This window comes from Peptoniphilus stercorisuis (assembly GCF_017874395.1).
In the GTDB taxonomy this organism is placed as follows: domain Bacteria; phylum Bacillota; class Clostridia; order Tissierellales; family Peptoniphilaceae; genus Anaerosphaera; species Anaerosphaera stercorisuis.
The window spans coordinates 1-26,821 of the sequence record NZ_JAGGLJ010000004.1 but is presented as its reverse complement, the minus strand read 5'-3'; the positions used below and the strand labels follow the sequence as shown (position 1 = coordinate 26,821).

General features: G+C 27.8%; 28 protein-coding genes and 1 pseudogene. 28 read left to right on the top strand and 1 reads right to left on the bottom strand.

Going from position 1 to position 26,821, the window contains the following annotated elements; translation table 11 throughout:
- The first annotated feature begins 4 nt into the window (after positions 1 to 4).
- From J2Z71_RS02585 to J2Z71_RS02490, 20 genes are all read left to right on the top strand, one after another.
- Positions 5 to 544, top strand: a complete 540-nt coding sequence (locus J2Z71_RS02585; RefSeq protein ID WP_210060297.1) for an NUDIX hydrolase — start codon at positions 5 to 7, stop codon at positions 542 to 544.
- A 2-nt stretch (positions 545 to 546) separates the two neighbouring features.
- Positions 547 to 1,353, top strand: coding sequence for a purine-nucleoside phosphorylase (locus tag J2Z71_RS02580; protein WP_210060296.1), 807 nt, complete (start codon positions 547 to 549; stop codon positions 1,351 to 1,353).
- Positions 1,353 to 2,657, top strand: a complete 1,305-nt coding sequence (locus J2Z71_RS02575) for a pyrimidine-nucleoside phosphorylase (RefSeq protein ID WP_210060295.1) — start codon at positions 1,353 to 1,355, stop codon at positions 2,655 to 2,657. The genes J2Z71_RS02580 and J2Z71_RS02575 overlap by 1 nt, the downstream gene beginning before the upstream one ends.
- Positions 2,657 to 3,286 carry a site-2 protease family protein gene (locus tag J2Z71_RS02570; RefSeq protein WP_210060294.1) on the top strand — a complete coding sequence of 210 codons (630 nt, stop codon included), beginning with the start codon at positions 2,657 to 2,659 and terminating at the stop codon, positions 3,284 to 3,286. Before J2Z71_RS02575 ends, J2Z71_RS02570 begins: the two co-directional genes overlap by 1 nt.
- Positions 3,271 to 4,002, top strand: coding sequence for a segregation and condensation protein A (locus tag J2Z71_RS02565; protein WP_210060293.1), 732 nt, complete (start codon positions 3,271 to 3,273; stop codon positions 4,000 to 4,002). The genes J2Z71_RS02570 and J2Z71_RS02565 overlap by 16 nt, the downstream gene beginning before the upstream one ends.
- Positions 3,995 to 4,540: an SMC-Scp complex subunit ScpB gene (scpB, locus tag J2Z71_RS02560; protein ID WP_210060292.1), complete on the top strand. Its 546-nt coding sequence runs from the start codon at positions 3,995 to 3,997 to the stop codon at positions 4,538 to 4,540. Before J2Z71_RS02565 ends, scpB begins: the two co-directional genes overlap by 8 nt.
- Positions 4,537 to 5,244, top strand: a complete 708-nt coding sequence (locus J2Z71_RS02555) for a pseudouridine synthase (RefSeq protein ID WP_210060291.1) — start codon at positions 4,537 to 4,539, stop codon at positions 5,242 to 5,244. Before scpB ends, J2Z71_RS02555 begins: the two co-directional genes overlap by 4 nt.
- The gene (gene mnmM / locus J2Z71_RS02550; protein WP_210060290.1) at positions 5,241 to 5,807 is read left to right on the top strand and encodes a tRNA 5-(aminomethyl)-2-thiouridylate-methyltransferase MnmM; all 567 of its coding nucleotides are present in this window, start codon (positions 5,241 to 5,243) and stop codon (positions 5,805 to 5,807) included. The genes J2Z71_RS02555 and mnmM overlap by 4 nt, the downstream gene beginning before the upstream one ends.
- Before the next feature lies 1 nt (position 5,808).
- Entirely contained in the window at positions 5,809 to 7,026 is a 1,218-nt protein-coding gene (locus J2Z71_RS02545) for a BaiN/RdsA family NAD(P)/FAD-dependent oxidoreductase (RefSeq protein WP_210060289.1), read from the top strand.
- A 145-nt stretch (positions 7,027 to 7,171) separates the two neighbouring features.
- A complete protein-coding gene (gene cmk / locus J2Z71_RS02540; RefSeq protein ID WP_210060288.1) occupies positions 7,172 to 7,813 on the top strand; it encodes a (d)CMP kinase in 642 nt (213 codons plus the stop codon).
- Positions 7,813 to 8,385, top strand: a complete 573-nt coding sequence (locus tag J2Z71_RS02535; protein ID WP_210060287.1) for a lysophospholipid acyltransferase family protein — start codon at positions 7,813 to 7,815, stop codon at positions 8,383 to 8,385. Before cmk ends, J2Z71_RS02535 begins: the two co-directional genes overlap by 1 nt.
- A 1-nt stretch (position 8,386) precedes the next feature.
- Positions 8,387 to 10,426, top strand: a complete 2,040-nt coding sequence (locus J2Z71_RS02530; RefSeq protein WP_210060405.1) for a bifunctional 4-hydroxy-3-methylbut-2-enyl diphosphate reductase/30S ribosomal protein S1 — start codon at positions 8,387 to 8,389, stop codon at positions 10,424 to 10,426.
- 145 nt (positions 10,427 to 10,571) lie between these two features.
- Positions 10,572 to 11,135, top strand: a complete 564-nt coding sequence (locus J2Z71_RS02525; protein ID WP_210060286.1) for a DUF5317 domain-containing protein — start codon at positions 10,572 to 10,574, stop codon at positions 11,133 to 11,135.
- Positions 11,132 to 11,977 carry a diadenylate cyclase CdaA gene (gene cdaA, locus J2Z71_RS02520; RefSeq protein ID WP_210060285.1) on the top strand — a complete coding sequence of 282 codons (846 nt, stop codon included), beginning with the start codon at positions 11,132 to 11,134 and terminating at the stop codon, positions 11,975 to 11,977. Before J2Z71_RS02525 ends, cdaA begins: the two co-directional genes overlap by 4 nt.
- Positions 11,943 to 13,181, top strand: a complete 1,239-nt coding sequence (locus J2Z71_RS02515) for a CdaR family protein (protein ID WP_210060284.1) — start codon at positions 11,943 to 11,945, stop codon at positions 13,179 to 13,181. Before cdaA ends, J2Z71_RS02515 begins: the two co-directional genes overlap by 35 nt.
- Positions 13,182 to 13,364: 183 nt before the next feature.
- Positions 13,365 to 14,816 carry an IMP dehydrogenase gene (guaB, locus tag J2Z71_RS02510; RefSeq protein ID WP_210060283.1) on the top strand — a complete coding sequence of 484 codons (1,452 nt, stop codon included), beginning with the start codon at positions 13,365 to 13,367 and terminating at the stop codon, positions 14,814 to 14,816.
- 135 nt (positions 14,817 to 14,951) lie between these two features.
- A complete protein-coding gene (locus J2Z71_RS02505; RefSeq protein ID WP_210060282.1) occupies positions 14,952 to 15,644 on the top strand; it encodes a response regulator transcription factor in 693 nt (230 codons plus the stop codon).
- Positions 15,645 to 15,647: 3 nt separating this feature from the next.
- Positions 15,648 to 17,057, top strand: coding sequence for a sensor histidine kinase (locus J2Z71_RS02500; RefSeq protein WP_210060281.1), 1,410 nt, complete (start codon positions 15,648 to 15,650; stop codon positions 17,055 to 17,057).
- The gene (locus tag J2Z71_RS02495; protein WP_210060280.1) at positions 17,054 to 18,502 is read left to right on the top strand and encodes a hypothetical protein; all 1,449 of its coding nucleotides are present in this window, start codon (positions 17,054 to 17,056) and stop codon (positions 18,500 to 18,502) included. Before J2Z71_RS02500 ends, J2Z71_RS02495 begins: the two co-directional genes overlap by 4 nt.
- 10 nt (positions 18,503 to 18,512) lie before the next feature.
- On the top strand, positions 18,513 to 18,821 hold the full coding sequence (locus J2Z71_RS02490) for a cytochrome C biosynthesis protein (protein WP_210060279.1): 309 nt from the start codon (positions 18,513 to 18,515) through the stop codon (positions 18,819 to 18,821).
- 35 nt (positions 18,822 to 18,856) lie between these two features.
- Here J2Z71_RS02490 and J2Z71_RS02485 read toward each other — a convergent pair whose 3' ends face one another.
- The gene (locus tag J2Z71_RS02485; protein ID WP_210060278.1) at positions 18,857 to 19,219 is read right to left on the bottom strand and encodes a winged helix-turn-helix transcriptional regulator; all 363 of its coding nucleotides are present in this window, start codon (positions 19,217 to 19,219) and stop codon (positions 18,857 to 18,859) included.
- 326 nt (positions 19,220 to 19,545) lie between these two features.
- Here J2Z71_RS02485 and J2Z71_RS02480 point away from each other — a divergent pair, with 326 nt between their 5' ends.
- The 8 genes and pseudogenes from J2Z71_RS02480 to J2Z71_RS02440 all read left to right on the top strand — a co-directional run bounded on the left by J2Z71_RS02480 (position 19,546) and on the right by J2Z71_RS02440 (position 26,762).
- On the top strand, positions 19,546 to 21,096 hold the full coding sequence (locus tag J2Z71_RS02480) for an ABC transporter substrate-binding protein (protein ID WP_210060277.1): 1,551 nt from the start codon (positions 19,546 to 19,548) through the stop codon (positions 21,094 to 21,096).
- Positions 21,097 to 21,101: 5 nt separating this feature from the next.
- A complete protein-coding gene (locus J2Z71_RS02475) occupies positions 21,102 to 22,055 on the top strand; it encodes an ABC transporter permease (RefSeq protein ID WP_210060276.1) in 954 nt (317 codons plus the stop codon).
- A complete protein-coding gene (locus tag J2Z71_RS02470) occupies positions 22,052 to 22,879 on the top strand; it encodes an ABC transporter permease (RefSeq protein ID WP_210060275.1) in 828 nt (275 codons plus the stop codon). The genes J2Z71_RS02475 and J2Z71_RS02470 overlap by 4 nt, the downstream gene beginning before the upstream one ends.
- Positions 22,879 to 23,850, top strand: coding sequence for an ABC transporter ATP-binding protein (locus tag J2Z71_RS02465; protein ID WP_210060274.1), 972 nt, complete (start codon positions 22,879 to 22,881; stop codon positions 23,848 to 23,850). The genes J2Z71_RS02470 and J2Z71_RS02465 overlap by 1 nt, the downstream gene beginning before the upstream one ends.
- Positions 23,843 to 24,796 carry an ABC transporter ATP-binding protein gene (locus J2Z71_RS02460; protein ID WP_210060273.1) on the top strand — a complete coding sequence of 318 codons (954 nt, stop codon included), beginning with the start codon at positions 23,843 to 23,845 and terminating at the stop codon, positions 24,794 to 24,796. The genes J2Z71_RS02465 and J2Z71_RS02460 overlap by 8 nt, the downstream gene beginning before the upstream one ends.
- 49 nt (positions 24,797 to 24,845) lie before the next feature.
- Entirely contained in the window at positions 24,846 to 25,082 is a 237-nt protein-coding gene (locus J2Z71_RS02455; RefSeq protein ID WP_210060272.1) for a DUF1653 domain-containing protein, read from the top strand.
- A gap of 97 nt (positions 25,083 to 25,179) precedes the next feature.
- Positions 25,180 to 26,208: a pirin family protein gene (locus tag J2Z71_RS02450; RefSeq protein ID WP_210060271.1), complete on the top strand. Its 1,029-nt coding sequence runs from the start codon at positions 25,180 to 25,182 to the stop codon at positions 26,206 to 26,208.
- A gap of 17 nt (positions 26,209 to 26,225) precedes the next feature.
- Positions 26,226 to 26,762: pseudogene (locus J2Z71_RS02440) on the top strand (dihydrofolate reductase family protein).
- Positions 26,763 to 26,821 lie beyond the last annotated feature (59 nt).

Below are 26,821 nucleotides of genomic sequence, written 5' to 3'. Positions count from 1 at the left end.
AATTATGGAACAAATAGAAAGAACTATGAAATCTGAAAAGGTATTTGATGGAAAGATACTTTCACTAAGGGTAGATACAGTTGAGCTACCTGATAAAAAATATTCTAAAAGAGAAGTAGTTGAACATGATCCTGCAGTAGCAGTTGTTGCAGCTGATGAAGATAATAATATTTTATTAGTAAAACAATATAGAAAGCCTGTGGAAAAAAGTCTATTAGAAATTCCAGCAGGGTCCTTAGAGATTGGTGAAAATCCTAAAGAAGGTGCTTTAAGAGAATTAAAAGAAGAAACTGGATATATTGCTAAAGATTTAGAATATATTACTGAGTTTTATTCAACACCAGGATTTTGTACTGAGAAAATGTATATATTTTTTGCAGATGAAATTGAAGAAAGTAGTCAAGATTTAGATGAAGATGAGTTTATAGAATGTATAAAAGTACCTTTAGATAAGGCTGTTAAGATGATAGAAGTAGGCGAGATTATGGATGCCAAAACTATAGTTGGTATATTAATGTATAAAAGATTAAGAGGAGATAAATAATTATGGATATTAAACAATCAGTAGAATATATAAAAACAAAAATCAATTATGAACCAGAAGTAGGTATTATTTTAGGATCAGGACTTGGAGATTTTGCAGATAATATTAATAATAGTATTGAAATTGACTATGCAGATATTCCAGGATTTCCACAATCAACAGTAGTAGGACATTCAGGTAAATTAATATTTGGAGATCTTGAAGGTAAAAAAGTTGTTGCTATGAAAGGTAGAATTCACTTTTATGAAGGACAAGGAATAGATAAAACTGTATATCCTACAAAGGTATTATGTGAACTTGGTATTAAAACTTTAGTCGTGACAAATGCTGCTGGCGGAGTTAATGAAGAATTTACTCCAGGAGATATTATGATAATAAATGATCATATAAATTTCGCTTCAACAAATCCACTAATAGGACCTAATGAAGATGATAAGGGACCAAGATTTTTAGATATGACTGAAGCATATTCTAAAGATTTAAGAAAAATTGCAAAAAATGTTGCAAAAGAAGTAGGTCTTGATGTTAAAGAAGGAGTTTATATGTGGTTTACAGGACCATGTTATGAAACACCATCAGAAGTTAAACTTGCAAGAATTCTTGGAGCAGATTCTGTTGGAATGAGTACAGTTCCAGAGGTAATTATTGCAAGACATAGAGGAGTAAAAGTACTAGGATTTTCTTGTATTACAAATATGGCTTCAGGAATATTAGATCAACCACTTGATCATAAGGAAGTAATAGCAGTTTCAGATAGAATAAAAGATGATTTTGCAAAATATGTAAAAGAAACAATCAAGGTGATGTAATGAATATTTATGACATTATTGAAAAAAAGAAAAACTCTTTAGAACTTACTAAAGAGGAAATAGATTTTGTAGTAGAAGGATATACAAAAAATATAATTCCAGATTATCAAATGTCAGCTCTATTAATGGCAATTTGTATTAGAGGATTAAATATTGATGAAACTTATAATTTGACAAATGCTATGCTTCATTCAGGAGATACAATAGATTTGTCAAAAATAGATGGAATAAAAGTAGATAAGCACTCAACAGGTGGTGTAGGAGATACAACATCTTTAGTACTAGGACCTTTAGTAGCTGCTTGTGGCGTTCCTTTTGCGAAAATGAGTGGAAGAGGCCTTGGACATACTGGAGGCACATTAGATAAGCTTGAGTCAATTCCAGGAATGAATATAAATCTATCAATTGATGAATTTATTAAAAATACAAATGGAATTAAAATGGCAATTACTGGACAAACTGGCGATGTAACACCAGCTGATAAAAAAATCTATGCACTTAGAGATACAACAGCAACAGTAAATAATCCATCATTAATTTCTAGTTCTATTATGTCTAAAAAAATAGCTGTTGGAGCAGATGCTTTAATACTTGATGTTAAAGTTGGATCTGGTGCATTTATGAAAGATGTAGAATCAGCAGAAGAATTATCAAAAATGATGGTAGAACTTGGACATAAATTTGGAAGAAGAACAGTTGCTCTTATTACAAATATGGATGAACCACTTGGATTTGCAGTAGGAAATTCTCTTGAAGTAATTGAGGCAATAGATACTTTAAAAGGAGAAGGCCCTGAAGATTTAACAGAGCTTTGTCTAGTGCTTGGATCTAAATTATTAGTACTTGGAAAAATAGCAAGTAGTGAAAAAGAAGCAAGAGAATTATTAGAAGAAAAAATTAAAAATAAAGAAGCTCTAAATAAATTTAAAGAATTTGTAAAATTACAAGGTGGAGATACATCTTATGTAGATGATACTTCTAAATTTAAATTATCTTCAATAAAAGAAGAAGTATATTCTTTAGAAGAAGGATATGTTCAAAAAATAGATGCTTTAGGAATTGGAGAGGCTTCTAAGGACTTAGGAGCAGGAAGAGAAACTAAAGATTCTATTCTTGATTTAGGAGCAGGAATTATTTTAAATAAAAAAATAGATGATTTTGTTAAAAAAGGCGATTTACTTGCAACTATTTATACAGAAAAAGAATCAGAAATTGAAAAAGTTAAAAAAATGATTCAAAATTCTTATATAATCGGAGAAAAAAATGAAGAGCCTTATAAACTAATCATAGAGGAGATTGACTAGTGAACTCTTTAGAAATAAGAGGATATATATATACAGCAATAGCTCTTTTAGTTGCAATTATCCCTCATGAGATAGCCCATGGATATGCGGCTTATCTCTTAGGGGATGATACTGCAAAAACAGATGGAAGACTTTCTTTAAATCCACTGCATCATATAGATCCTGTGGGACTTTTATCTATGATTGTCTTTAGAATAGGTTGGGCAAAAGCTGTTCCTATAAATCCATCTAAATTTAAGGGAAATAGAAAAGTTGGAACAATTATAGTATCTCTTGCAGGGGTATTTGTTAATTTTTTACAAGCTTTTATATTTTCAATACCATTTATGTATGCATATTTAAAATCTTATGAAGTAGTATATTTATTTAATGAAATACTTTGGTATAATATTATGCTAGGTGTATTTAACCTTGTACCACTACCACCACTTGATGGATCTAAAGTTATTGCAAGTTTACTTCCAAGTAAGGTGGAGTATATTTTTTATAAATATGAAAAATACTTTTATTTTGTATTAGTATTATTAGTTTTTTCTGGAGGAATAAATAAGATAATAGCACCAATTATTCTTAAAATTAGAGAAATAGTTTTATCATTTGGAGCATTTGTAATATGGAATATAGGGTAAATTTAAAAATATATGAAGGTCCAATGGATCTATTAATAGACTTAATTAAAAAAAATGAAATTGATATTTATGATATACCAATTCATATAATAACAGAACAATTTTTAGAGTATATTAAAGAGGCTAATAAGATAAATTTAGAATTAACTAGTGAATTTATTTTAATGGCCTCAACTCTTATAGAGATTAAATCAAAAATGCTTCTTCCAAAAATAAAAATAAGTGAAGAGGAAGAAGATGATGAGGAAGATCCAAGAGATAGTTTGGTTCAAAAAATACTAGAATATGAAAAATATAAAGATATATCAGAAATTTTAAAAGAATCTCACAATTATGAAGCTAAGGCTTTTTACAAATTACAAGAGGATTTTACAAATATTGATGATATAGATTTATTAAAAAATTGTGATGTTAATAGTCTTGCTAAATCTTTTAAAAATATAATAAATAAACTTAAAAGTGAAAATATAATAGCAGAAATAAAACAAGAAAGTTTTTCAATAGAAGAAGCAACCTCAGTTTTAAAAAATAAAATTGGGAAAACTGGTAAAATATTATTTACAGATTTACTTAGTGAGAGTCCAATAATTGAAGAAATAATATCATTTTTTTTATCAGTATTAGAACTTGTTAAAGTTGGATATATTAAGGCATATCAAGAAGATGATTATCAAGACATAAAATTATTAATAAGAGAGGAGAATTCCTTTGAATGATTTAAAAATTAAATCCATTATTGAAGGGATTTTATTTGCATGGGGAGATCCAGTAGATATAAAAGACTTAATAAAGGTATTTTCTGTTTCAAAAGAAAAAATTATAGACATTTTATTTGAAATGGAAGAAGATTATAATAAAGACAGTAGAGGGCTTAGACTTGTAAGGGTAAATGATACATTTCAACTAAGTACAAAACCTGAAAATTATAATTATATTAGTGAATTTGTAAGTACTAAAAATAAAAAGAATCTTTCAAATGCAGTTCTTGAAACACTTGCAATAATTGCATACAAACAACCTGTTACAAAAATTGAAATTGAAAGTATAAGAGGTGTAAAATGTGATGGTACAATAAAAGCACTTCAAGATTATAATTTAGTAGAAATAACAGGTACACTAGATCGAATTGGAAGGCCAAATATATATGGTACAACTGATGAATTTTTAAAAAAATTTGGTTTATCTTCAATATCTGAATTGCCAGAACTTGAAGAAGATAAACAAATTAAAATGACTTTTTTGGAGGAAATATGAGATTACAAAAATATATGGCTCATGCAGGAGCAGCTTCTAGAAGAAAATCTGAAGAGATGATTTTAGAAGGTAGAGTAAAAGTAAATAATAATATAGTAACAGAACTTGGATTTAAAGTAGATGAATATAAAGATAGGGTTTATCTTGATGGAAGAAGACTTACACTTGTAAAAGACTCTATCTATGTAATGCTTAATAAACCTCTAGGAATAGTATCTACTGTAAGTGATGAAAAAGATAGAAAAACTGTAGTAGATTTAATTGAAACAGATAGAAGAATATATCCAGTAGGAAGACTTGATATAGATACAACAGGACTTATTTTGCTTACAGATGATGGAGATATTACAAATAAACTAATGCATCCAAGCAAAGAAATTAAAAAAACTTATATTGCAACAGTTGATGGAACTCCAAATAAAAGAGAACTTCAAATATTGAGAAATGGAATAAAAGTAGGACGTGAAACTTTTGCTCCAGCAGAGGTAAGTATATTAAAAAACTTTGAAAATGATTCAATTATAAAAGTTACAATTCATGAAGGTAGAAATCATCAAGTAAAAATAATGTTTGATAGAATAAATCATCCTGTTAAAAAACTAAAGAGAATTTCAGTAGGAGAAATTGAACTTGGTGGACTTGAAATTGGAAATTATAGATTTTTAAATAAGGAAGAAGTGAAATACTTAAAGAGTTTAAAATGAGACTTGTAAATAGTAAATATTATGAAATAGTAAATGAAATTATAGAAAATGCAAATTTAAATGGAAAAAAATGTATAGATGCAACTCTTGGAAATGGAAATGATAGCTTAAAACTTCTATCTCATTTAGGAGAAGATGGATTTTTATATGGATTTGACATTCAAGATATTGCAATAGAAAATAGTGAGAAATTACTAAATAAACATAATTATACAAATTATAAATTAATTAAAGATTCTCATGATAATTTAGATAAGTATATTAAAGATGAAGTTGAACTTGTTATTTTTAATTTAGGATATTTACCAAGAGCAAATAAAAAAATTGTAACTAAGGCAAATTCAACAATTTCTGCAATAGAAAAATCTTTAGAACTATTATCAGATACAGGTGTATTAATAGTAGTTTCATATTTAGGTCATGAGGGATCTTTTGAAGAGAGAAGTAGTCTTGAGAAATTTTTGAAAAATATTGATCAACATAAATTTTTAGTTGAAAAAAGAGAATTTTTTAATCAAGTGAATACTCCTCCAATAGTTTATTTAGTAGCAAAGAGGTGCTAATATGAAAAAAGTAGCAGTTATAGGAGCAGGGCCTGCAGGTATGTTGGCTGCTTTTTTTAGCTCAAAAAATGGTGCAGAAACAATATTAATTGATAAAAATGAAAAATTAGGTAAAAAACTTTTTATAACTGGAAAAGGTAGATGTAACTTAACAAATTCTAAGGATATTTCAGAGTTTTTTGATGAAATTCCAAGAAATGAAAAGTTTCTCTACTCAGCTTTATATTCTTTTTCTAATGTTGAAACTATGAAGTTATTTGAGTCCTATGGACTAAAATTAAAGGAAGAAAGAGGAAATAGAGTTTTTCCAAAATCTGACAAATCATCAGATGTAATTGCAACATATGAAAAAATGTTAAAAGAAGAAAATGTTAAAATCAAATTAAATACAGAAGTAAAAAGTATAAAGAAAAAAGAAGGATTTTTTGTAATAGATACATCTAAGGGTTTTATAGAATGTGACAGTGTAATTGTTGCAACTGGAGGAGTATCTTATTCATCAACAGGATCAACAGGAGATGGATATAAATTTGCAAAAGATTTTGATTTAAAAGTTGAAAATCAAATTCCAGCACTTGTTCCAATTAGATTAAGAGATGATTTTTTAGAAGAACTTCAAGGTTTGTCTCTTAAAAATGTAAGTTTAAAAGTATATAGAAATAAAAAGCTATATCATGAAGAATTTGGAGAAATGTTATTTTCTCACTTTGGAATAACGGGCCCTATTGTATTAAGGTCATCAAGTATTATTAATAGAATGAAAAATATTAAAATTACTATTGATTTAAAACCAGCTATAAGTAAAGATACTTTAGAAAATAGAATTTTAAAAGACTTTGAAAAATATAAAAATAAAGAAATAAAAAATGCTTTATTTGATTTACTACCTAAAAAATTAATTCCAATTGTAATAGAATTATCAAATATTGATGATAAAAAAGCAGTTAATCAAATTACAAAGGAAGAAAGACTAAGTCTTGTAAATACTTTAAAGGATTTTCCATTAAATTATGCAGGTCTTTTAGATATAAATGCAGGTATAGTAACAAGTGGTGGAGTAAGTGTAAGAGAAATAGATCCATCAACTATGGAATCAAAAAAAGTAAAAGGGCTTTATTTTTGTGGTGAAGTTTTAGATATTGATGCCTTTACAGGAGGTTTTAATATTCAAATAGCAAACTCCACAGGCTATATTGCAGGTAGTAGTGCTTCTTTATAGTTAAGATTAAACTTGTTCTTTTTAGTATATTAAGTTATAATAATGAGAAGTAAGAGTGTTTCTTAAAGAAGGCTATAACTATGATTAAAAAATAGAAATGAGTTAAGATCACTGGCTGGTGGTCTTTTTTTATAGTGGAGGAAAAATGTATTCAGTAGCAATTGATGGTCCTGCTGGAAGTGGAAAAAGTACAATTGCAAAGTTATTAGCTAAGGAACTTAATATTTCTTATGTTGATACAGGTGCTATGTATAGAGCCATTGCTTTAAAGGCCAAAGAAGAAAATTTAGACACAGAAGAAAAATTAAAACATGCACTTAAATCTATAAATATTGATTTTAATGAAGATAGGATATTTTTAGATGATGTAGATGTTTCTGATAAAATAAGAACTGAAGAAATTTCAAAACTTGCATCAGACATTTCAAAGCTTGATTTTGTAAGAGAGATGCTTGTAAGTATTCAACAAAATATTGCTAGTAAAAAACCTGTAGTTATGGAAGGTAGAGATATTGGTACTGTTGTATTAAAAGATGCAAAATACAAATTCTTTTTAACTGCTTCTATTGATTCTCGTGTAAATAGACGATATAAACAAAATCTTGAAAGAGGAATAAAATCAGATATTGAAGAATTAAGAGAAGATATTGTAAAAAGAGATTACAATGATACTCATAGAAAAAACTCTCCATTAGTTAAGGCAAGTGATGCTATTTTAATAGATAATAGTAATCTGAATTTAGAAGACAACATAGAGCTTATGTTAAAATATATTAGAGGTGAATAATGCTATACAAGGTATTTCAAGGTATATTTTTTATAGTATTTAAAGTTCTTTATAGAACAGAGGTAATTGGAATTGAAAAAGTTCCAAAAGACGAAAGAATTATTATTTGTGCTAATCATAAATCAAATCTAGATCCAATTTTCATATCGGCAAATTTTAAAAAACAAATTCATTGGATGGCAAAAAAGGAACTTTCAAAAAACTTTTTAGTTAAGGGATTTTTAGAAAGACTAGGTGCTTTTTTTATAGATAGAGATTCTGCAGATATAAAAGCTATGAAAACAGCAATGAGATTATTAAAAGAAAATAACATTGTTGGGATTTTTCCTGAGGGAACTCGAGTAAAAGAAGTTGATTATACTAATGCAAAAGCTGGTGTTTCACTTATTGCTCATAGGACAAAATCTACAATAGTTCCAGTATATATTGATGGGGACTATAGAATTTTTAGAAAAATGAAACTTGTATTTAGAGATCCAATTGATTTAAAAGAACTTCCAAAACAAAGTACAGAACAATATGAAGTGATTTCACAAAATATTTTAAAAACTATTTATGAAATAGGTGATTAATATAGAAATTTATTTAGCTGAAAATGCGGGATTTTGTGGTGGTGTTAAAAGAGCTGTTAAACTTGCTTTTGATAATGCTGATAAGGGAGTTTATTGTCTTGGAGATTTAGTTCATAATCCTAGAGTTGTATCAGAACTAAAAGAAAAAGGTGTCATTAAAATTGATGATATAAAGGGAATTAAAGACAGTAAAGTTATAATAAGATCTCATGGAGTTCATAAGAGCATTTTAGAGGAATTAAAAGATAATAATAATGAAATTGTAGATTGTGTTTGTCCAAAAGTTACAATGATATATGATATTGTAAAAAAACATTATGAAGACAATAAGAATATAGTTATTCTAGGAAATAAAGATCATCCTGAAGTTATTGGGATAAATTCTTACTGTGAAGACAGTGCAACTATTATAGAAACGGAAGAAGATTTAGTAAATTTACCAAAAGAAAACATAGTTGTAGTCTCACAAACGACAAATAATCAAAAAAAATATAAAAAGCTAATAAATCTAATAAAAACCATTCCAAAAGGGGAGGTTTTGGTTTATAATACTATATGTAGTGCAACTAAAAATAGGCAACAAAGTACAGAAGAACTTTCTAAAAAAGTTGAGGCAATGATAGTACTTGGAGGAAAAAATAGCTCTAATACTAAAAAACTTGCAGAAGTTGCTAAAATGCACTGTGAAAATGTATATTTAATAGAGTCGATAAAAGACATTGAATATAGCTATTTAAAAAAATTTAATAAAATAGGTATTACCGCAGGTGCGTCCACACCTAGTTCGGTAATCAAGGAGGCTGTTAGTAGTATGGAAAATTTTGACAACAATGAAATGATGATGGAGGCAATTGAGCAATCTTTTAAAAGAGTTAGAAGAGGCGAAGTTGTTAATGGTGAGGTTCTTTTTGTAAACCCTAGCGAAGTAATGGTAAATATCGGTTATAGAGCTGATGGTATTATTGCTAAAGAAGAACTATCAAGTGATCCAAGTGTAAAAACAACTGATCTTTTCCAACCTGGAGATGAAATCCAAGTTTATGTTATGAAAATGGATGATGGAGAAGGAAATGTAGTACTTTCTTATAAGAGAGTAGAAAACATGAAAGTTTTAGATGATGTAGAAGAATTATTTAACAACAAAGAAAGAGTTACTGTAAAAGTTAAATCAGTTGTTAAAGGTGGACTTACTGCAGATCTAGAAGGATTAAATGCATTTATTCCTGCATCTCATGCATCAGTTAGATTCCAAAGAGATTTATCTAAATATGTTGGACAAGAACTTCTTTGCGAAATCATCGACTTTGACAAAAGCAAGAGAAAAATTGTTCTTTCAAGAAAGAATGTAGAAGCTGAAGAATTAGATTCAAAGAAAAAAGCTGTTTACGAATCACTACATGAAGGAGACATTATTGAAGGTACAGTTCAAAGACTTACTAACTTTGGTGCTTTTGTAGATGTTGGTGGAGTAGATGGTCTAATTCACATTTCAGAATTGTCATGGAATAGAGTAAAACACCCATCTGATGTAGTTACACCAGGTCAATCTGTAAAAGTTCAAGTACTTAATGTTGATGAAAGCAAAAATAGAATAGCACTTGGATTAAAACAAACAACTCAAAAACCATGGGATATCTTCGTAAGCACAGTAAAAGTTGGAGATGTAGTTGATGGAGAAGTAGTAAACCTACTTGACTTCGGTGCATTTGTAAGACTTGAATCAGGAGTAGATGGACTTCTACACGTATCTCAAATTGCTAAAGAACATGTTGAAAAACCAGCAGATAGACTTGCAATTGGAGATAAAGTTACTGTTAAAGTTACTGATATTGACGAAGAAGGAAAGAAAATTTCTCTTTCAATTAAAGCTCTTTTAGAACCAGAAGAAGAGGAAGAAGTTAAAGAAGAAGTTAAAGTTGAAAAGAAAAAAGAAGTTAAAGTTGAAAAGAAAAAACCTGTATTTGTTGAAGAAGAAATCGAAGATGAAGATGACGGATTTAACACAATAGGAGATCTATTCAATATTGACCTTAATAAATAAATAAACTAAAGAGCTCTTAGGAGCTCTTTTATTTTACATAAAATTAATGTATTAAATAAATTGTAAACATATAGTAACCATTTATTAAATGTTTTGTAAGTGAATAAGTAAATAATTTATGTTATTATATGAATAAGGTGATCTCATGATTATAGAAGCAATAATAGTATCATTAATACTTATAAAATTAACAAAGGGAGATTACAAAAATCTTAAGACTTTTGAAATTTCAGATATAAAAGGAAAAAAAATATTATTAATAGGAATGTTTTTAACACTAATTGCAAATATTTGCACAGCAACTTACATAAAGGGTGTAAGTGACTTTTGTGTTATTAATTATTATTATATTCATATTTTGTCTATTTTATCTATTGCAATAGGACTTATTTTAAATTATAAAAATCCAGGATTGTTAATAATGTCAGTTGGATTTTTTTTAAATTTAATTCCAATAGTTGTAAATAAAAAAATGCCTGTATCTAAAGAGGCATTAACAAAAATAAGTGATTATAATATGATAAATCTTTTAAATAATAGATATAGTCTATCTCATGGATTTTTTAATAATCCTAAATTTAGAATATTATCTGATATTATTCCTCTACCTCCACCTTATTATAATCCTAAGGTAATAAGTGTTGGAGATATTTTAATTACTTTAGGTATTGTTATAGCAATTGTATTTATAGCAAGGAGAAATAAATGAATATTATAACAGAGATGTTTAATACAATAGGAATACGAGATATTATAGATATAACTATAATAGCAATAATAACTTATAATGTTTTAAAACTTATAAAGGGTACTAGAGCTGAGCAATTATCTAAAGGTATTCTTGTTATATTAATACTTACAAAATTAAGTGAGTGGTTTAAGCTATACACTATAAACTGGCTTTTAAGTAATTTAATGACCTGGGGTTTTGTAGCAATTCTAGTAGTATTTCAGCCAGAATTACGAAGAGGTCTTGAATTTATTGGAAGAACAAGCTCAATTAGAAATAATATGTCTTCAAAAAATGATGTTCCAGAAGTTGTAACAGAATTATGTGATGCAGTAGCTTCACTTTCAAGACAAAAAATTGGAGCTTTAATTATTATAGAAAAACAAACTGGGCTAAATGAAATTGTAGAAACAGGTACAAGAGTTGATGGTATTGTCTCTAGTGGACTTTTAATAAATATATTTATACCAAATACTCCTCTTCATGATGGAGCTGTTATTTTAAAGGGAGATAGAGTAATTGCTGCTGCTTGTTTTCTTCCTCTTTCTGATAATGAAAATATATCAAAAGAACTTGGAACAAGACATAGAGCAGGAATTGGAATAACAGAAAGATCAGATGCTCTTGCGCTTATGGTTTCTGAAGAAACAGGTTCTATTTCTATTGCAGAAAATGGAACTATTTCTAGATATCTTGATTTACCAACATTAGAAAAGATACTTCAAGATATATATAGTCCAAAAGCAGAAGGAAGTAATTCAATGTTTAGCAGATGGAGGAATTTTGATGAAGAAGTTCAAGATGAAATCTCTAAGAAATAGAAATACAGCACTAAAGATTTTCTCTATCATTTTTGCAATTCTTTTATGGTCTTATGTTAGAAGTGAAGTCGATCCAGAAAAGACAATTACTTTTAAATCAGTTCCAGTAAGATATGAGAACTTAGCAGAGATTAAATCTAATAATTTAACTATAATTTCACCAGAAGAAGCAAAAGTTGATATAGTTTTAAAGGGAAAACAATCAAATATATCTAAGGTGAAAAGAGAAAATGTAGTTGCAAGTGTAGATTTTGCTGGATATTATTCTGGAGAGTTTAATATACCTATAAAAATACAAGTAGATGCAAATAATATAATAGTTGATTCAAAACTTCCTGAAACTATTACTTTTAAAATTGATGAAAATGTATCTAAAAAAATGAAAGTGGATTTAAAAACAATTGGAAATCTTGCAGAAAACTTTGTACTTGGAAATGTTAAACAAGAGGAATTTGTTAAAGTTTTAGGTCCAAAAACTTATGTTGATTCAATAGATAAACTAGTAGCTCTTATAGATGTATCTAATAAAAGTGAAAGTACAGTTATGTCAGCTCCTATTATTGCTTATAATAAAGAGGGTGAAATAATAGAAGAAGTTGAAACGACTCCTGCAAATATAGATATTGAAGTTCCAATATTAAAAACTGAAACTATTCCAGTTAAACTTGATATAGTTGGAGATATTCCTGAAGATATAGATATTAAAGATTTATCTATTGAACCAAATAGTGTATCTATAAAGGGAAATTCTGCTGTTATAAATAAAATAACTGAAATTAAAACAGTTCCAGTAACTATAGAAGAATTAAGAGATAAACAAAAACAAATAGATATAGTTCTTCCAGATGGAGTATCACTTATAGATAAAGATATTAAATTTGTAGCATCAACAGCTCCTATAAAACTTAATGAGCAAACTATAAAAATTCCAATAAATGAAATAAAAGAGAAAAATTTAAATGAAAAATATGAAAGTGAATTTTTAGAAGAAGAAAGTTTTATTGAAATATCATTTTTGCCAAAAGATCCTCTTACTGATGTATCTCTAAGTAGAGAAGATGTATATGCATCTATTGATCTTACAAATTTAGCAGAAGGAGAGCATGAAGTTGTTTTAGATATCTCCATACCTGAAAAATTTAAAATTTTAGAAATAAAACCAGAATTTATAAAGGTTATTTTAAATAAAAAGAAAATGTTTTAGATAAAGGCCAGCTAATATTAAATTAGTTGGCTTTTTTATATGAAAATTTCAATTAAATTTAAGTATTTTAGATAAAAAGTGAAAAATAATTATCTTATATACCCAAATTTCTTTCATTTACTTGTTATTTTTCTTTATTAACTCTATAATATATAGAAATAAGTAAACCAAGGAGGAGATATTTTGCAATTTGTAGGAGAAGGTTTAACATTTGATGATATTTTATTATTACCAGGTAAATCAAATGTATTACCAAATGAAACTAATGTAAAAACAAGACTAACAAGAAAAATCGAACTTAATATTCCATTAATGAGTGCGGGAATGGATACGGTTACTGAAGCAAGTATGGCTATTGCTATGGCTCGTGAAGGTGGTATTGGTATTATTCATAAGAATATGTCAATAGAAGAACAAGCTATAGAAGTTGATAAGGTTAAAAGATCAGAACATGGCATTATAACAGATCCTTTTTCACTATCAAAGGAAAACACTATTCAAGATGCTGATGATTTAATGTCAAAATTCAAAATTAGTGGTGTTCCAATTGTTACAGAAGACGGCACTTTAGAAGGAATAATTACAAATAGAGATATTAGATTTGAAAAAGAATACGGAAGAAAAATTGAAGAAGTTATGACTTCAGAAAATCTAATTACAGCACATGAGGGAATTTCATTAGAAGATGCTTTAGAAATCCTAAGAAAATACAAAATAGAAAAACTACCACTTGTTGATGATGCCTTTAAATTAAAAGGTCTTATAACAATTAAGGATATAGAAAAACAAGTACAATATCCAAACTCTGCTAGAGATGATAATGGAAGACTTTTAGCTGGAGCTGCAATAGGAGTTACTAATGATATTTTAGAAAGAGTAGAGGCACTAGTTAAGGCTCATGTTGATGTTTTAGTTATAGATACAGCTCATGGACAATCTGAAGGAGTACTTGAAACAATTAAAAAAGTTAAAAAAGAATTCCCAGATATTCAACTAATTGCAGGAAATGTTGCAACTTATGAAGGTACAAGAGATTTAATACTAGCAGGAGCAGATTGTGTAAAAGTTGGTATTGGACCTGGATCTATTTGTACAACAAGAGTTGTAACAGGTATTGGTGTTCCACAAGTTACAGCTGTACTTGAAGCTGTAAGAGCTGGAAAAGAATATAATGTTCCTATTATTGCAGATGGAGGAATTAAATATTCTGGAGATGTGACTAAGGCAATTGCTGCAGGAGCAGATGTAGTTATGATTGGTTCTTTATTTGCAGGAACAGATGAATCTCCAGGAGAAGAAATTTTTGTTGAAGGTAGAAGATTTAAATCTTATAGAGGCATGGGTTCTCTAGGAGCAATGGACTCAGGATCAAGTGATAGATACTTCCAATCTGAAACTAAAAAATATGTACCTGAAGGTGTTGAAGGTAGAGTACCTTATAAGGGAAGAGTTGGGGATATAGTTTATCAATTAATGGGAGGACTTAGATCTGGAATGGGATATACTGGTTCAGAAGATATTAAATCCCTTCAAGAAAATACAAAATATATGAAGATAACACCTGCAACACTTCAAGAAAATCATCCTCATAATATAACAATTACAAGAGAATCTCCTAACTATATTAGTAAATAATATAAATATTATAAAAAAGACCAGATTAATCTGGTCTTTTCTTAATATTAAACAAATTGTAAACTATCCTTAATTGTATTTTTAGAGAAAATTCTCTATAATATTATATAAAGATATAAGGAAAAGAGGTTAGCTATGAGTACAAAAATACTTTTAGTCGAAGATGAAGAAGCGATAAGAAAATTTGTAAAAATAAATTTAGAAAGAGAAGGATATGAAGTTTATGAAGCAGGAAGTGGAGAAGAGGGTTTAGAAATTGCAAGAGTAAAAAAACCTGAAATTGTAGTACTTGATATAATGCTTCCTGGAATTGATGGATTTGAAGTTTGTAAAAATTTAAGACAGGAATTTCCAGATCTTGGAATTATAATGTTAACTGCAAAGGCAGAAGATTATGATAAAATAATGGGACTTCAATATGGAACTGATGACTATTTAACAAAACCATTTAATCCAACAGAACTTACTCTTAGAATAAAATCATTAGAAAGAAGACTTGAACCAGAAGAACATTCTAATAATAATTTAATAGTCTATCCACCATTTAAATTAGATGCATATTCTAGAAAATTTTATAAAGATGAAGAAGAGTTAGAACTTACACCTACAGAATACCAAATAATGAAGAATTTCATGGAAAATCCTGGAAAGGCATTAAAAAGAGATGAGATTTTAAATTTAGTTTGGGGAGAAGATTTTGTTGGAGATTCTAAAATTGTAGATGTAAATATAAGAAGACTTCGTTCAAAAATAGAAGAAAATGCAGCTAAACCAAAATATATTGAAACAGTATGGGGCCTTGGATACAGGTGGCACGTTGAGGTGTAGAATTTGAAAAAGAGCATAGGAAAAAGACTTGTAAAAAGCTTTTTACTTATAATAATCATTACTGTAACGATAATTGGTGCTTTTTTAGTTTTTGGATTTAAACAATTTTATTATAATACTATTGAAAATGAACTGGAAAATAGACTTATTGTATCAATGGACTCTTATAATAAATTTTATTCTGATAAGACAATTGAAGAACTTTTAATAGAAGATACTGATCTTTTATGGGGACATATTAGCGCAGAAGTTCAAGTCTTAGATCCAGAGGGATATGTTTTGATGGATACTATTGGTGCTATATCAGATGAACCAGTTGAAACATCAGATTTAACTAGTGCAAGAAGTGGAAGTCTAGCTTCTTGGGTTGGAAATAGTAAATATGCAGATGAAATGATAATGGCAATAACAGGACCACTTAGAAATAATAGAGGAGATACAATTGGGTATTTAAGATTTATATCTTCAATGGATGAGGCAAATTCTGCTATATTAAAAACATCCTTAACGATATTATTACTTAGTTTTTTAGTTATTTTAGTTACTACTTTTGTGAGTTTTCTACTTGCAAATTCAATAGTTAAGCCAATTAAAGAACTTACAACTGTTGCAAATAAAATGGCAGATGGACAGTATAAAGTTAGATCAACTGTAAATACAGATGACGAGTTAGGTCAATTATCTGCTACATTAAATACAATGGCTGAAGAGATACTTAAAAAAGAACAGATAAAAAATGATTTTATATCTTCCATATCACATGAACTTAGAACACCGCTTACTTCTATAAAAGGTTGGGCAGTTGTTTTAAAAAGTGCAAAGGAAGATGAGAAAGAGCTTTTAGAAGATGGACTTACAATAATAGAAAATGAAAGTGATAGACTTGCTAAGATGGTAGAAGAATTACTTGATTTTTCAAGATATATTTCAGGAAGGATTCAACTGGAAAAAGACACATTTAATATAGTTGATATATGTAATGATGTTGCAAAGCAAATGAAGCCAAGAGCTGAATCTAATAAAGTTGATTTTCATATAGAAATAGAAGATACAAAGGAATTAATAATTGGAGATGAAAATAGAATTAGACAATTACTAATAAATTTACTTGATAATGCTATAAAATTCACATCAGAAAAAGGTTGGGTAAAATTTACTGCACATAATGAAGATGGACAATTTGTAATGCTTGTTTCAGATAATGGATTAGGTATTTCAAAAGAAGAACTATCTCATGTTAAGGAGAAATTCTATAAAGGCAAACATTCAAATTCACATAGTGGACTTGGACTTTCAATATCAGATGAAATTGCAAAACTTCATGGTGGTAATTTAGAAATTTTCTCTGAAGAAAATATAGGAACAACTGTTAAAGTTACTATTCCTGTAATAACAGAGGTGGAAGAATTATGAGATTAAAAAGAAATTTATTGATATTTTTAATAATATCATTATTGGGCGTATTAAGTGGATGTTCTTTTATAAATCTAGAAGTAAGTAGAGTTGAAGCTCCAACAGTCTCAAAACCACCAATAGAAGGAAAATGGACAGTTACAAAATGTATATTTCCTGATGATATTAATGAAGAGAGTTTTAATTATAAAGAAATAATAGGATCAGATATGATATTTACAAATAAAGGTGTAATAATTGGAGATCTGTATTCAGAAAACCCTACTTATAAGGCAAAAAAAGTTAATGCTCAAGATTATTTATTTAAAAAATATAATATATTAAAGAAAAAATTATCTATTACAAATGACAGTATATATGTAGTTGATATATATGATAAAGATGAGTTTTTCTATGAGGTTATTAAAAAAAGTGATGAAGTTGCATATATCTATATGAAAGGTTTTTTTGCTCAAATAACTAAATCATCAAAGGATATAAGTGATGAAGAATTTAATAAAATTCTAGAAAAAGAAAAAAGTGAAATAAATAAAAGTGAAAATATAGAAGAATTAAATCATAGTGAAAATGGATTTTTAATTGGTTTAAAAAGTAAAGAAAAAGATACAAAGCTTCCAAAGTGGATGTATAAAACTATTTATATTAAATTTTTAAATGATACAATAGAAGATGTATATGAACTAGATAATATATTACTTCCAAGACAAAATGAATTTGCAGAGGTCTCTGTAAATAGAATTGAAGAAAATGCAAAAATAAAAGATTCGATTTTTATAACTAATAAAGATATAGAACTTGGGAATCTAGATAAAATAAAAAATGCTTCGGCTGAAGAAGAAGGAATTAAAAATATTTTATTTGTTTCTCCTGATTATATTAATATTGAAAACTTAAAGGTAAATAATAATGAAATAGATTCTTTAAACCTATATTATATAGATTCTTTGGATAATAAAAAACAAATACGATTATCAGATTTAATTCCTAAAGGTGAAAAATTATTTAAAGATGCTGCAAATAGTAATATAAAAACTAATGACAAAATTTATTATGAAGATTCAAATATTGGACTTATTAGAAATAATGGATATTGGAAATTAATTGGTAGAGCAAAAATCAAAGGTGAAGAAATTTATCAAAAGGATTTTGAATTAAATGTCCTTCTTCCAAAGGGAATTGTAAAATATGATAATTTAATAATTCCGATGAGTGAGATAAAAAAAGATTTACCTCTTGTAAGAGATGTTTTTATATCTCCTAATAATAGATTTTTAATAACATTAGAAGAAAACTATTTAAAAGTATATAATATAAAAAATGGTAAATTAGATAAAAATTCAATATATGAAAAAGAATTAAAACAAGATTCATTCCCTATAATGAGTGAGTGGTCAATAGGAAGATATTCTCAAATATGGCAAAGAAAAATATCTTCAAAAAATTAAGAGGTGAAAAATGTCTAAGATAACAGAGCTTATAAGTGGTCATACGCAATATATGATGATTGCAATTTATGTGATTATTGCTGCAATAGTAATAACTTTTGTTGTAAACTTTGCTGCTAAAAAACTAAAATTTATAAAATATCTTCCAGGCATTACTTTAGTATTCATTGGTATGTTTTCCTTATTTTCAGTTATAAATAAACTTTTTGATCCATCAAGTTTAGATAATTTAATTGTATTTGTAATATGTGTTGCAGCTGGAATAATTTCCTTATTGTTTGCACTTATTATAGGAATATTAAGTAATGATTTAGGATGAAAAAAAGCTTAAAGGTTTAAACCTTTAAGCTTTTTTTATAGTAAGTATTTTTCTCCCCACTTAGCCATTTCAAAAAATACAGGCATAAGTTCTCGTCCACTATCTGTTAAAGAGTATTCTACTCTTGGTGGAATTTCATTAAACTGTATTCTATCAACAACTCCAAAGGAAACAAGTTCTCTTAATGTAGATGTAAGCATTGTACTTGTAATTTCTGGAATTAATTTTTTCAAATCACAAAATCTACATCTTTCTTTTTTTGAAAGTTCAAATAAAACACGAGTATTCCATTTTCCATGAAATAGTTTTAAGGTTTTACGAACAGGACAGTCTTTTTCATACTTAGCTGAATTTTTAAGTATTTCTATGTATTCTTCAAAAGTCATTTTTTCAATCATTTTATATCTCCTAGCTATTAAAATATATACATTAAATTATATACTTAGTATAAATTATATATCGGCCTTCATCAAGTATTAAAGTTACAAAAAAATATAAGTTTACATTTATAATTAAATTGTTGACAATGCTTATTTATGTGTTACAATTGTTCTAATGGTTTGCTAATGGAGGCAAACTATTACATAGTATTTTTACAATGGAATTTACATGCTTTAATCTAAGAGGTAAAGCCGAGAAGTAAACTTACATTTTAGGGTTTTTTGTCCTTTGGATAAATAACCCTTTTTTTATTGTAAAATAATTATTAATTATGGAGGACAAAATGAAAAGAAAAATTAGTCTCGTTCTAATGCTAGCATTACTACTTGTTGGATGTGGAAATGGTGCAAAGGATGAGCAAGAAGCATTTGTAGGAACTTATCCAGCAGATTTTATTAGCATCGCACCACTTGCAGATGTATCTGCTAATACGAAGATGGTACTTAGAAATATGCATGAAGGTATTTATAAGTATAAAACTGATGGTTCCTTAGAGCCTGGCGTTGCAGAAAAAATTGACATTACTTCAGAAGATCCTTTTATAGTTTTTGATATTGTATTAAAGGATAACGTTAAATTTCACAATGGTAAAGATTTAACAAGTGAAGATGTTAAATATTCTTATGAAAGACTTGCAGGAATGATTGATGGTATTACACCAGAAATGGTAGCAGGATCTGGATATTTTCATCAAATTTTAAATGGTGAAGATGAGGGCTTTAACAAGGGCAAAATTGAAATAATAGACGATACTCATCTAAAGGTATACTGTGACAATAGTTATGGTGTTTTAACTACAATGCACACTTTAGCTGATGGGCTCTTAGTTCCATCTGATTATAGTGAAGATGAGCAATCTACTCATCCAGTAGGTGTAGGTCCTTATGAATTTATTGAATATGATGAAGGTGATCATATTACAATGCAGGCTTTTGAAGATTATTATGGCAATGTTCCAAATGTAAAAAATATGGAGTTTAGAAAATATGCAGATGCATCAACTCTTCCAATAGCTTTTGAAAATGGCGAAATTGATTCTATTTCTTTAAATAATGAAAATTATGACAGAATAAAAGAAGAGGGATATGAAATTTCAGAAGGACTTTCTAATGATGTTCGTGTATTATATATGAATCAAAGAGAAGGAGAATTATTTAGCAATAAGGATTTAAGATATGCTGTTAATTATGCAATTGATAAAGAAAAAATGTTAAATTCTATTTCTAATGGCAGAGGAGCTATTTTATATTCTCATTTAACACCAGTTTTAAAAGATTATTATAATGGAGATTTAAAAGATTTCTTCACATATGATATAGAAAAATCAAAGGAATATTTAGCTAAAGCTGGATATGAAAATGGACTTGATGTAGTAATAAAAACTGTTGCAGAAAATGAAATGGAACAAGATATGGTAGCACTTATGATTGAAGATTTAGCTAAAGTTGGAATAAATGCTAAAAATGATCCTATTCCATGGAATACTTATTATGAAGAAGTTTATAAAGGTTTTAATTATGATATGGCTATATTAAATGTAGTGGGATATCCTGATCCATCTAGAGTATTATCTAGATATGAATCAACTGCTAAGGGTAATATGCCAGGATTAAAAAGTGAAGAGTTTGATAGAATTTTAAAAGAAGCTCAAGAAACGGTAGATCAAAATGAAGCTGCTTTAAAATATAAAGAATTACAAAAGATATTAACAGAAGAAGCAGTAGGTGTATTTACAATAGATCCAGGAATTTCTACTGCAACATCAAAAAAATACACAGGATATGAAAGTTATCCATTTGCTTTTGTTGATATTTCTTTAATTGAGAGGAAATAAAACCAATGTCAATAATAAAAAGGATATTTAGTGGAGTATTAACTGTATTTGTAATTTCAGTTGTAGTGTTTTTTATGTTCCAAATAATACCAGGAGATCCTGTATTATCTCAACTTGGAGCAGAAGAGATTGATAATAATCCAAAACTTGCCGCTAAATTTAGGGAAGAATTTAATTTAGATGAACCAGTTCATAAAAGATATGTAAATTGGATAAATGGTGCAGTAAAAGGAGATTTGGGAAATAGTTTTAAATATAAAAAACCAGTTAGTGAATTAATTAATAAAAGACTAGGTCCTACTCTTACAATAACTTTTTTATCTATGATTTTAACAATTATTATATCAATACCTTTGGGGCTTTATATATCTAAAAAAGAAGAATCAGGAATGGGAATAGCATATAATATTTTGTCACAACTAGGACTTGCTATTCCTAGTTTCTGGTTAGCTATTTTATTTATGTGGATTTTTTCTTTAAAGTTAAATTTATTTCCAACTAGAAGTTATATATCTTTAAATGATCCAATAAGAACATTAAAATCAATTTTTATGCCAGTATTAGTATTAAGCATAGGAAATATAAGTATAGTAATAAGATATTTAGTAAATGCTGTAAATGAAGAAAAAAATAAGGACTATGTATTACTTGCTAAGGCAAAGGGTTTGCTTGATGATAAAGTACTGTCAAAACATATATTTAAAAATGCTTTGATACCACTTATAACAATACTTTCAATGGTTTTAATTAATCTTGCTATGGGAAGTATAATAATTGAAAATGTATTTAATATTCAAGGATTAGGTTCTCTTTTAATAGTTGCAATAAAAGAAAGTGATTATCCAGTTTCTCAAGGGATTATTTTATTTTATTCAATACTTGTCGTATTTATAAATTTATTAGTAGATATTTTATATATGATAATTGATCCAAGAATTGATCTTAGGAGGAGAAAATGAAAAGAATATTAAAGAAAAATAAAGACTTACAAATAGGACTATCTATTATAACTATATTACTTTTAATTTGTATTGTCTCATTTTTCTGGACACCCTATGATCCCTATGAGACATCATCAAATATATTAGATCAATTACAAGGTCCATCAAAAGCACATTTATTTGGAACAGATCACCTAGGTAGAGATATATTATCAAGAATAATGATAGCTTCACAAAAAGCCTTTTTTATAGGAATTACAACACTACTTGTAGCTGGAAGTCTAGGGACTTTAATAGGACTTGTTTCTGGTTATGTAGGCGGAATAATAGATAATATTTTAATGAGAATAGTAGATGTTTTTATGACAATTCCTGGAACGGTTTTATTATTATTATTTGTTACAATCTTTGGAAGAGGAACAAAACAAACTGTAATTGCAATTTCTATAATGAATTTTACAACCTTTGCAAAAATGACAAGGTCTCAAGTTTTGTACTTAAAAAAGCAAGAACATATATTGTGGGCAAAAGCTGTTGGAGTAAAAGAAACTAGAATAATATTTAGACATATTTTACCTGATTTAGTGCCAACACTTTTAGTTGTAAGTGCTATGAAATTTTCATCCTCAGTAATGGCTGAAGCTGGTCTTAGCTATTTAGGACTTGGAATTCAACCACCAGAACCTAGTTGGGGAAATATGTTAACTCGTGCACAGTCATCAATAATATCAAGTCCTTTTACTGCAGTAATTCCAGGGCTAATGATAACTTTATTTGTAATAGGGTTTAACCTATTATCAGATGGTCTTAGAAAAGCATTAAAGGTAAGGGAGGCGTCATAATGTTATTAGATGTAAAAGATCTATCAGTAGATATAGAATTAAGTGGAAAAAAATATCCAGTTATTACAGATGTCTCCTTTAGTATAGAAGAGGGTACTGTACTTGGTTTCGTAGGTGAATCAGGATCAGGAAAATCTATTACAGCTCTTACAATAATGGGGCTATTAAATGAAAGATTTAGTATTAAAAAAGGTGAAATTTTAATAAATGAAAGAGACTTATTAAAATTAGATAGTATAACTAGAAGAAAGATGCTAGGCTGTGAAATAGCAATGATATTTCAAAATCCTTTAAATGCACTAAATCCACTTCTTACAATTTATGAACAAATGGCTGAAATGCTTTTAATTCATAATAAAAAACTTTCTAAAAAAGAAGTGGAAAAAAGAGTTATAAATTCTTTAGAGGAAGTACAGCTTCCAAATCCTGAAAAAGATATGTATAAATATCCTCATGAATTTTCAGGAGGACAAAGACAAAGAATTTTAATAGCTATGGCTATAATAAATCATCCAAAACTTTTAATAGCAGATGAAGCTACAACAGCTCTTGATGTAACAGTACAGTATAAAATACTTAGACTTTTAAAATCTCTTTGCTCAAAATATGGAACTACTTTAATTGTAATTTCACATAATTTGGGATTAATAAAATATATGAGTAGAGAAGTAATAGTAATGTATTCTGGAAGAATTGTAGAAGATGGTCTTATTGATGATATTATAGAAAGTCCATCTCACCCTTATACTAAGGAATTATTGTCATCACTTCCTGAAAATGCAATAAAGGGAGAAGAAATTCATGCAATAAAGGGCAGAGTACCTTCTATTAAAGAGAAAAAAGCTAATTGTCCATTTTATCCAAGATGTAAATATGGAAAAGATATCTGTTTGAAAGAACCTTTAAAGGCAGTATCAGTTGGAGAAAACCATTGGGCATATTGTCTATTTGCAGGTGAATTTAATGAGTAAAGATATTATATTAAAATGCACAAATTTAAATAAAGAATTTGCTAAAAAAAATAAAAAGAAAAATTTAAAAGCTTTAAAAGATATAAATTTAGAAGTATATGAAGATGAAATATTAGGTCTTGTTGGAGAAAGTGGATGTGGAAAATCTACACTTGCAAAAACTATAATGCAGCTTATAGAGCCTGATTCAGGAGAAATTATCTACAAGGGAAAAAATATTGTAGGAATGAAATCAGAAGAGAAGAGAAAACTTAAAAAAGATATGCAATATGTTTTTCAAGATCCAAAAGCTGCACTAAATTATAGAAAAAAAGTAGGTTGGCTTTTAGAAGAACCATTAAAAGTTCACACAAAACTCAATAAAAAACAAAGACTTAAAAGAGTTAAAGAAATGCTAGATTTAGTTGGGCTTTCTCATGACTATATAGACAGACATCCCTATGGTCTTTCAGGAGGCCAAGCTCAAAGAATAGCAATACTCTGCGCTCTTATAAATAATCCAAGCTTTGTAATAGCAGATGAGGCGGTAAGTGCTCTTGATGTTTCAATTCAAGCTCAAATACTTAATTTTTTACAATGTTTAAAAGAAGAAATGAATTTAACGATGATTTTTATTACACATGATTTAAGTGTATGTCATTATATGTCTGATAGAATAGCTGTAATGTATTCAGGAAGAATTGTTGAAATAGGAGATGCAAATACAATATACGAAAATCCAAAGCATCCCTATACTCAGGAATTATTTCAATCAATACTTACAATACATTCAAAGATGACAGATTTTAAAACAAATTTAATAGAGAAGTTTACTTGTGGACATGGTGGATGTGAATATGCTCCAAACTGTCCTTATAAGACTAATAGATGTAAAATTGAAGAGCCAAAAGAATATGAAACTAAAGATGGTTCTAAAGTTAGATGTTTTTTATATGAAAGTAAATAAATTTAAATGGGCTATCTAAATATAGATAGTCTTTTTTTAAGGAGAAAATATGAATAGAGAAATAGAAATAAAAAGACCGTATAGACATTTTAAAGGGAAACTTTATTATGTACATGATATTTTAATAGATTCAGAAACTAGAGAGAAAATAGTATCTTACCAATGCCTTTATGAACCTTATGGAATGTTTGCAAGAAGTCTTGAAATGTTTTTAGAAGAAATAGATCCTAATAGAGAAGATAATATAACAAAACAAAAATATAGATTTGAGTTATATAAAGGCTAGAATTTAATATAAAATTTTACTTTATCTATATTCAAATATTAAAAAAATAAATAGGGTATAAGTATAAAAATATATTTATATAATAAAGGAGAGTTTTATGATTATTGAAAAGGGAAAAAATAGCTTTCAACTTAAGTGTCAAAATCCTTTTGTAGTTACTATGCATCATATAGATTATTATCCAAAAGGAAATGCAGAGCTTGGACCAATTGAGATGAAACAAATTAAAAGAGATAATTATGGTGGGGATTTTAATTTTAATGATAGATGGAAAATGTATTATGGCAAAAAAGTCCCTGGATTTCCAGCACATCCACATAGAGGATTTGAAACTATAACAATTGTATTAAAAGGATTTGTAGATCATACAGATGGACTTGGATCATCTGGAAGATATGGAAATGGTGATGTTCAATGGATGACGGCAGGATCAGGTCTTCAACATGCAGAGATGTTTCCACTTATCTATGAAGATAAAGAAAATACATTAGAACTTTTCCAAATATGGCTTAGTTTAGATTATATGGATAGAATGGTAGATCCTGATTATAAAATGCTTTGGAATGAAGATATTCCAATATTAAACATAAAAGATGAAAATAATAAATTGACAAATATTAGATTAATTGCAGGAAAATTAAAGGGGGAAAAACCTCCAAAACCTGCTAAAAACTCCTATGCATCAAAAGAAGAGAGTAAACTTTCAATACAAATAATAGAAATGGAGCCTAAGGCAAAATATAAAACACCCTATGTAAGTGATACATTAAATAGATCTATTTATTTTTTAAAGGGAGATAAACTTTTAGTAGAAGGTGAAACTTTATATAATAATGAGTATGCTTTTTTAACAGGAGATGAAATAAGTTTAGAAAATATTGGAGAAGAAAAAACTCAAATATTACTTCTTGAAGCTGAACCAATAGATGGACCAATAGTAGCTTATGGAAATTATGTAATGAATTCAATGGAAGAAATAGAAAAAGCTTATGAAGATTTTAGGGATACTCAATTTGGAGGATGGCCTTTTGACAAAAGAGAAATCTATCATGATAAAAATGAAAAAAGATTTGAAAAACATGAAGAGGGAAATGTCTTTTATCCAGGACTTGAAAATAAGGAGTAATTTTGGCAAATATAATAATGAGTCTTGCAATAAGTTTAGATGGATATATTACTGATGCAAATGGAAAATACAATTGGATTAGTGGAGATGGAAGTAATATAAATACAACTATTGGAAGAAAAAATAATTTTGATAAAATGATTGAAGATATAGATACTATTATAATGTGATATATTTGCTATGAAGAAAAAATGAATGAGCAATTTAAAAATAAAAAAATAGTGGTTGTAACAAGAAAAGAAATTGAAAATCATGATGATATAATATATTTATCTCCAGAAGAAGTATTAAACTATTCTAAAAATACAAATGAAAATATATTTTTATTTGGTGGAGGAATTACAATAAAACCATTTATTGAAGAAGATTTAATAGATGAATATGAAATAGGAATAGTTCCAGTAATACTTGGAAAAGGAAGAAAACTTTTTTATGAAATGAATAAAAAAATAGATTTGCAATTAACAGATGTAAATATAGAAGATGGAATTACAATATTAAGATACAAAAAAAGAGCTATAGATACTATGCCCTGTCAAGTACACATCAAATAAAATATTATAGATATTTTAATTTGTATTCTAAGGGAGATAAGTATCCTAAGGCTTTTTGA

Coding starts and splice junctions, on each gene's coding strand:
- J2Z71_RS02555 (WP_210060291.1), top strand. CDS start 4,537: ATGAGATTACAAAAATATATGGCTCATGCAGGAGCAGCTTCTAGAAGA.
- J2Z71_RS02525 (WP_210060286.1), top strand. CDS start 10,572: ATGATTATAGAAGCAATAATAGTATCATTAATACTTATAAAATTAACA.
- J2Z71_RS02450 (WP_210060271.1), top strand. CDS start 25,180: ATGATTATTGAAAAGGGAAAAAATAGCTTTCAACTTAAGTGTCAAAAT.
- J2Z71_RS02490 (WP_210060279.1), top strand. CDS start 18,513: ATGTCTAAGATAACAGAGCTTATAAGTGGTCATACGCAATATATGATG.
- J2Z71_RS02585 (WP_210060297.1), top strand. CDS start 5: ATGGAACAAATAGAAAGAACTATGAAATCTGAAAAGGTATTTGATGGA.
- J2Z71_RS02565 (WP_210060293.1), top strand. CDS start 3,271: ATGGAATATAGGGTAAATTTAAAAATATATGAAGGTCCAATGGATCTA.
- mnmM (WP_210060290.1), top strand. CDS start 5,241: ATGAGACTTGTAAATAGTAAATATTATGAAATAGTAAATGAAATTATA.
- J2Z71_RS02575 (WP_210060295.1), top strand. CDS start 1,353: ATGAATATTTATGACATTATTGAAAAAAAGAAAAACTCTTTAGAACTT.
- cdaA (WP_210060285.1), top strand. CDS start 11,132: ATGAATATTATAACAGAGATGTTTAATACAATAGGAATACGAGATATT.
- J2Z71_RS02455 (WP_210060272.1), top strand. CDS start 24,846: ATGAATAGAGAAATAGAAATAAAAAGACCGTATAGACATTTTAAAGGG.
- J2Z71_RS02485 (WP_210060278.1), bottom strand. CDS start 19,219: ATGATTGAAAAAATGACTTTTGAAGAATACATAGAAATACTTAAAAAT.
- J2Z71_RS02505 (WP_210060282.1), top strand. CDS start 14,952: ATGAGTACAAAAATACTTTTAGTCGAAGATGAAGAAGCGATAAGAAAA.
- J2Z71_RS02480 (WP_210060277.1), top strand. CDS start 19,546: ATGAAAAGAAAAATTAGTCTCGTTCTAATGCTAGCATTACTACTTGTT.
- J2Z71_RS02460 (WP_210060273.1), top strand. CDS start 23,843: ATGAGTAAAGATATTATATTAAAATGCACAAATTTAAATAAAGAATTT.
- J2Z71_RS02535 (WP_210060287.1), top strand. CDS start 7,813: ATGCTATACAAGGTATTTCAAGGTATATTTTTTATAGTATTTAAAGTT.
- J2Z71_RS02470 (WP_210060275.1), top strand. CDS start 22,052: ATGAAAAGAATATTAAAGAAAAATAAAGACTTACAAATAGGACTATCT.
- J2Z71_RS02545 (WP_210060289.1), top strand. CDS start 5,809: ATGAAAAAAGTAGCAGTTATAGGAGCAGGGCCTGCAGGTATGTTGGCT.
- cmk (WP_210060288.1), top strand. CDS start 7,172: ATGTATTCAGTAGCAATTGATGGTCCTGCTGGAAGTGGAAAAAGTACA.
- J2Z71_RS02495 (WP_210060280.1), top strand. CDS start 17,054: ATGAGATTAAAAAGAAATTTATTGATATTTTTAATAATATCATTATTG.
- J2Z71_RS02465 (WP_210060274.1), top strand. CDS start 22,879: ATGTTATTAGATGTAAAAGATCTATCAGTAGATATAGAATTAAGTGGA.
- J2Z71_RS02580 (WP_210060296.1), top strand. CDS start 547: ATGGATATTAAACAATCAGTAGAATATATAAAAACAAAAATCAATTAT.
- J2Z71_RS02475 (WP_210060276.1), top strand. CDS start 21,102: ATGTCAATAATAAAAAGGATATTTAGTGGAGTATTAACTGTATTTGTA.
- J2Z71_RS02515 (WP_210060284.1), top strand. CDS start 11,943: ATGAAGAAGTTCAAGATGAAATCTCTAAGAAATAGAAATACAGCACTA.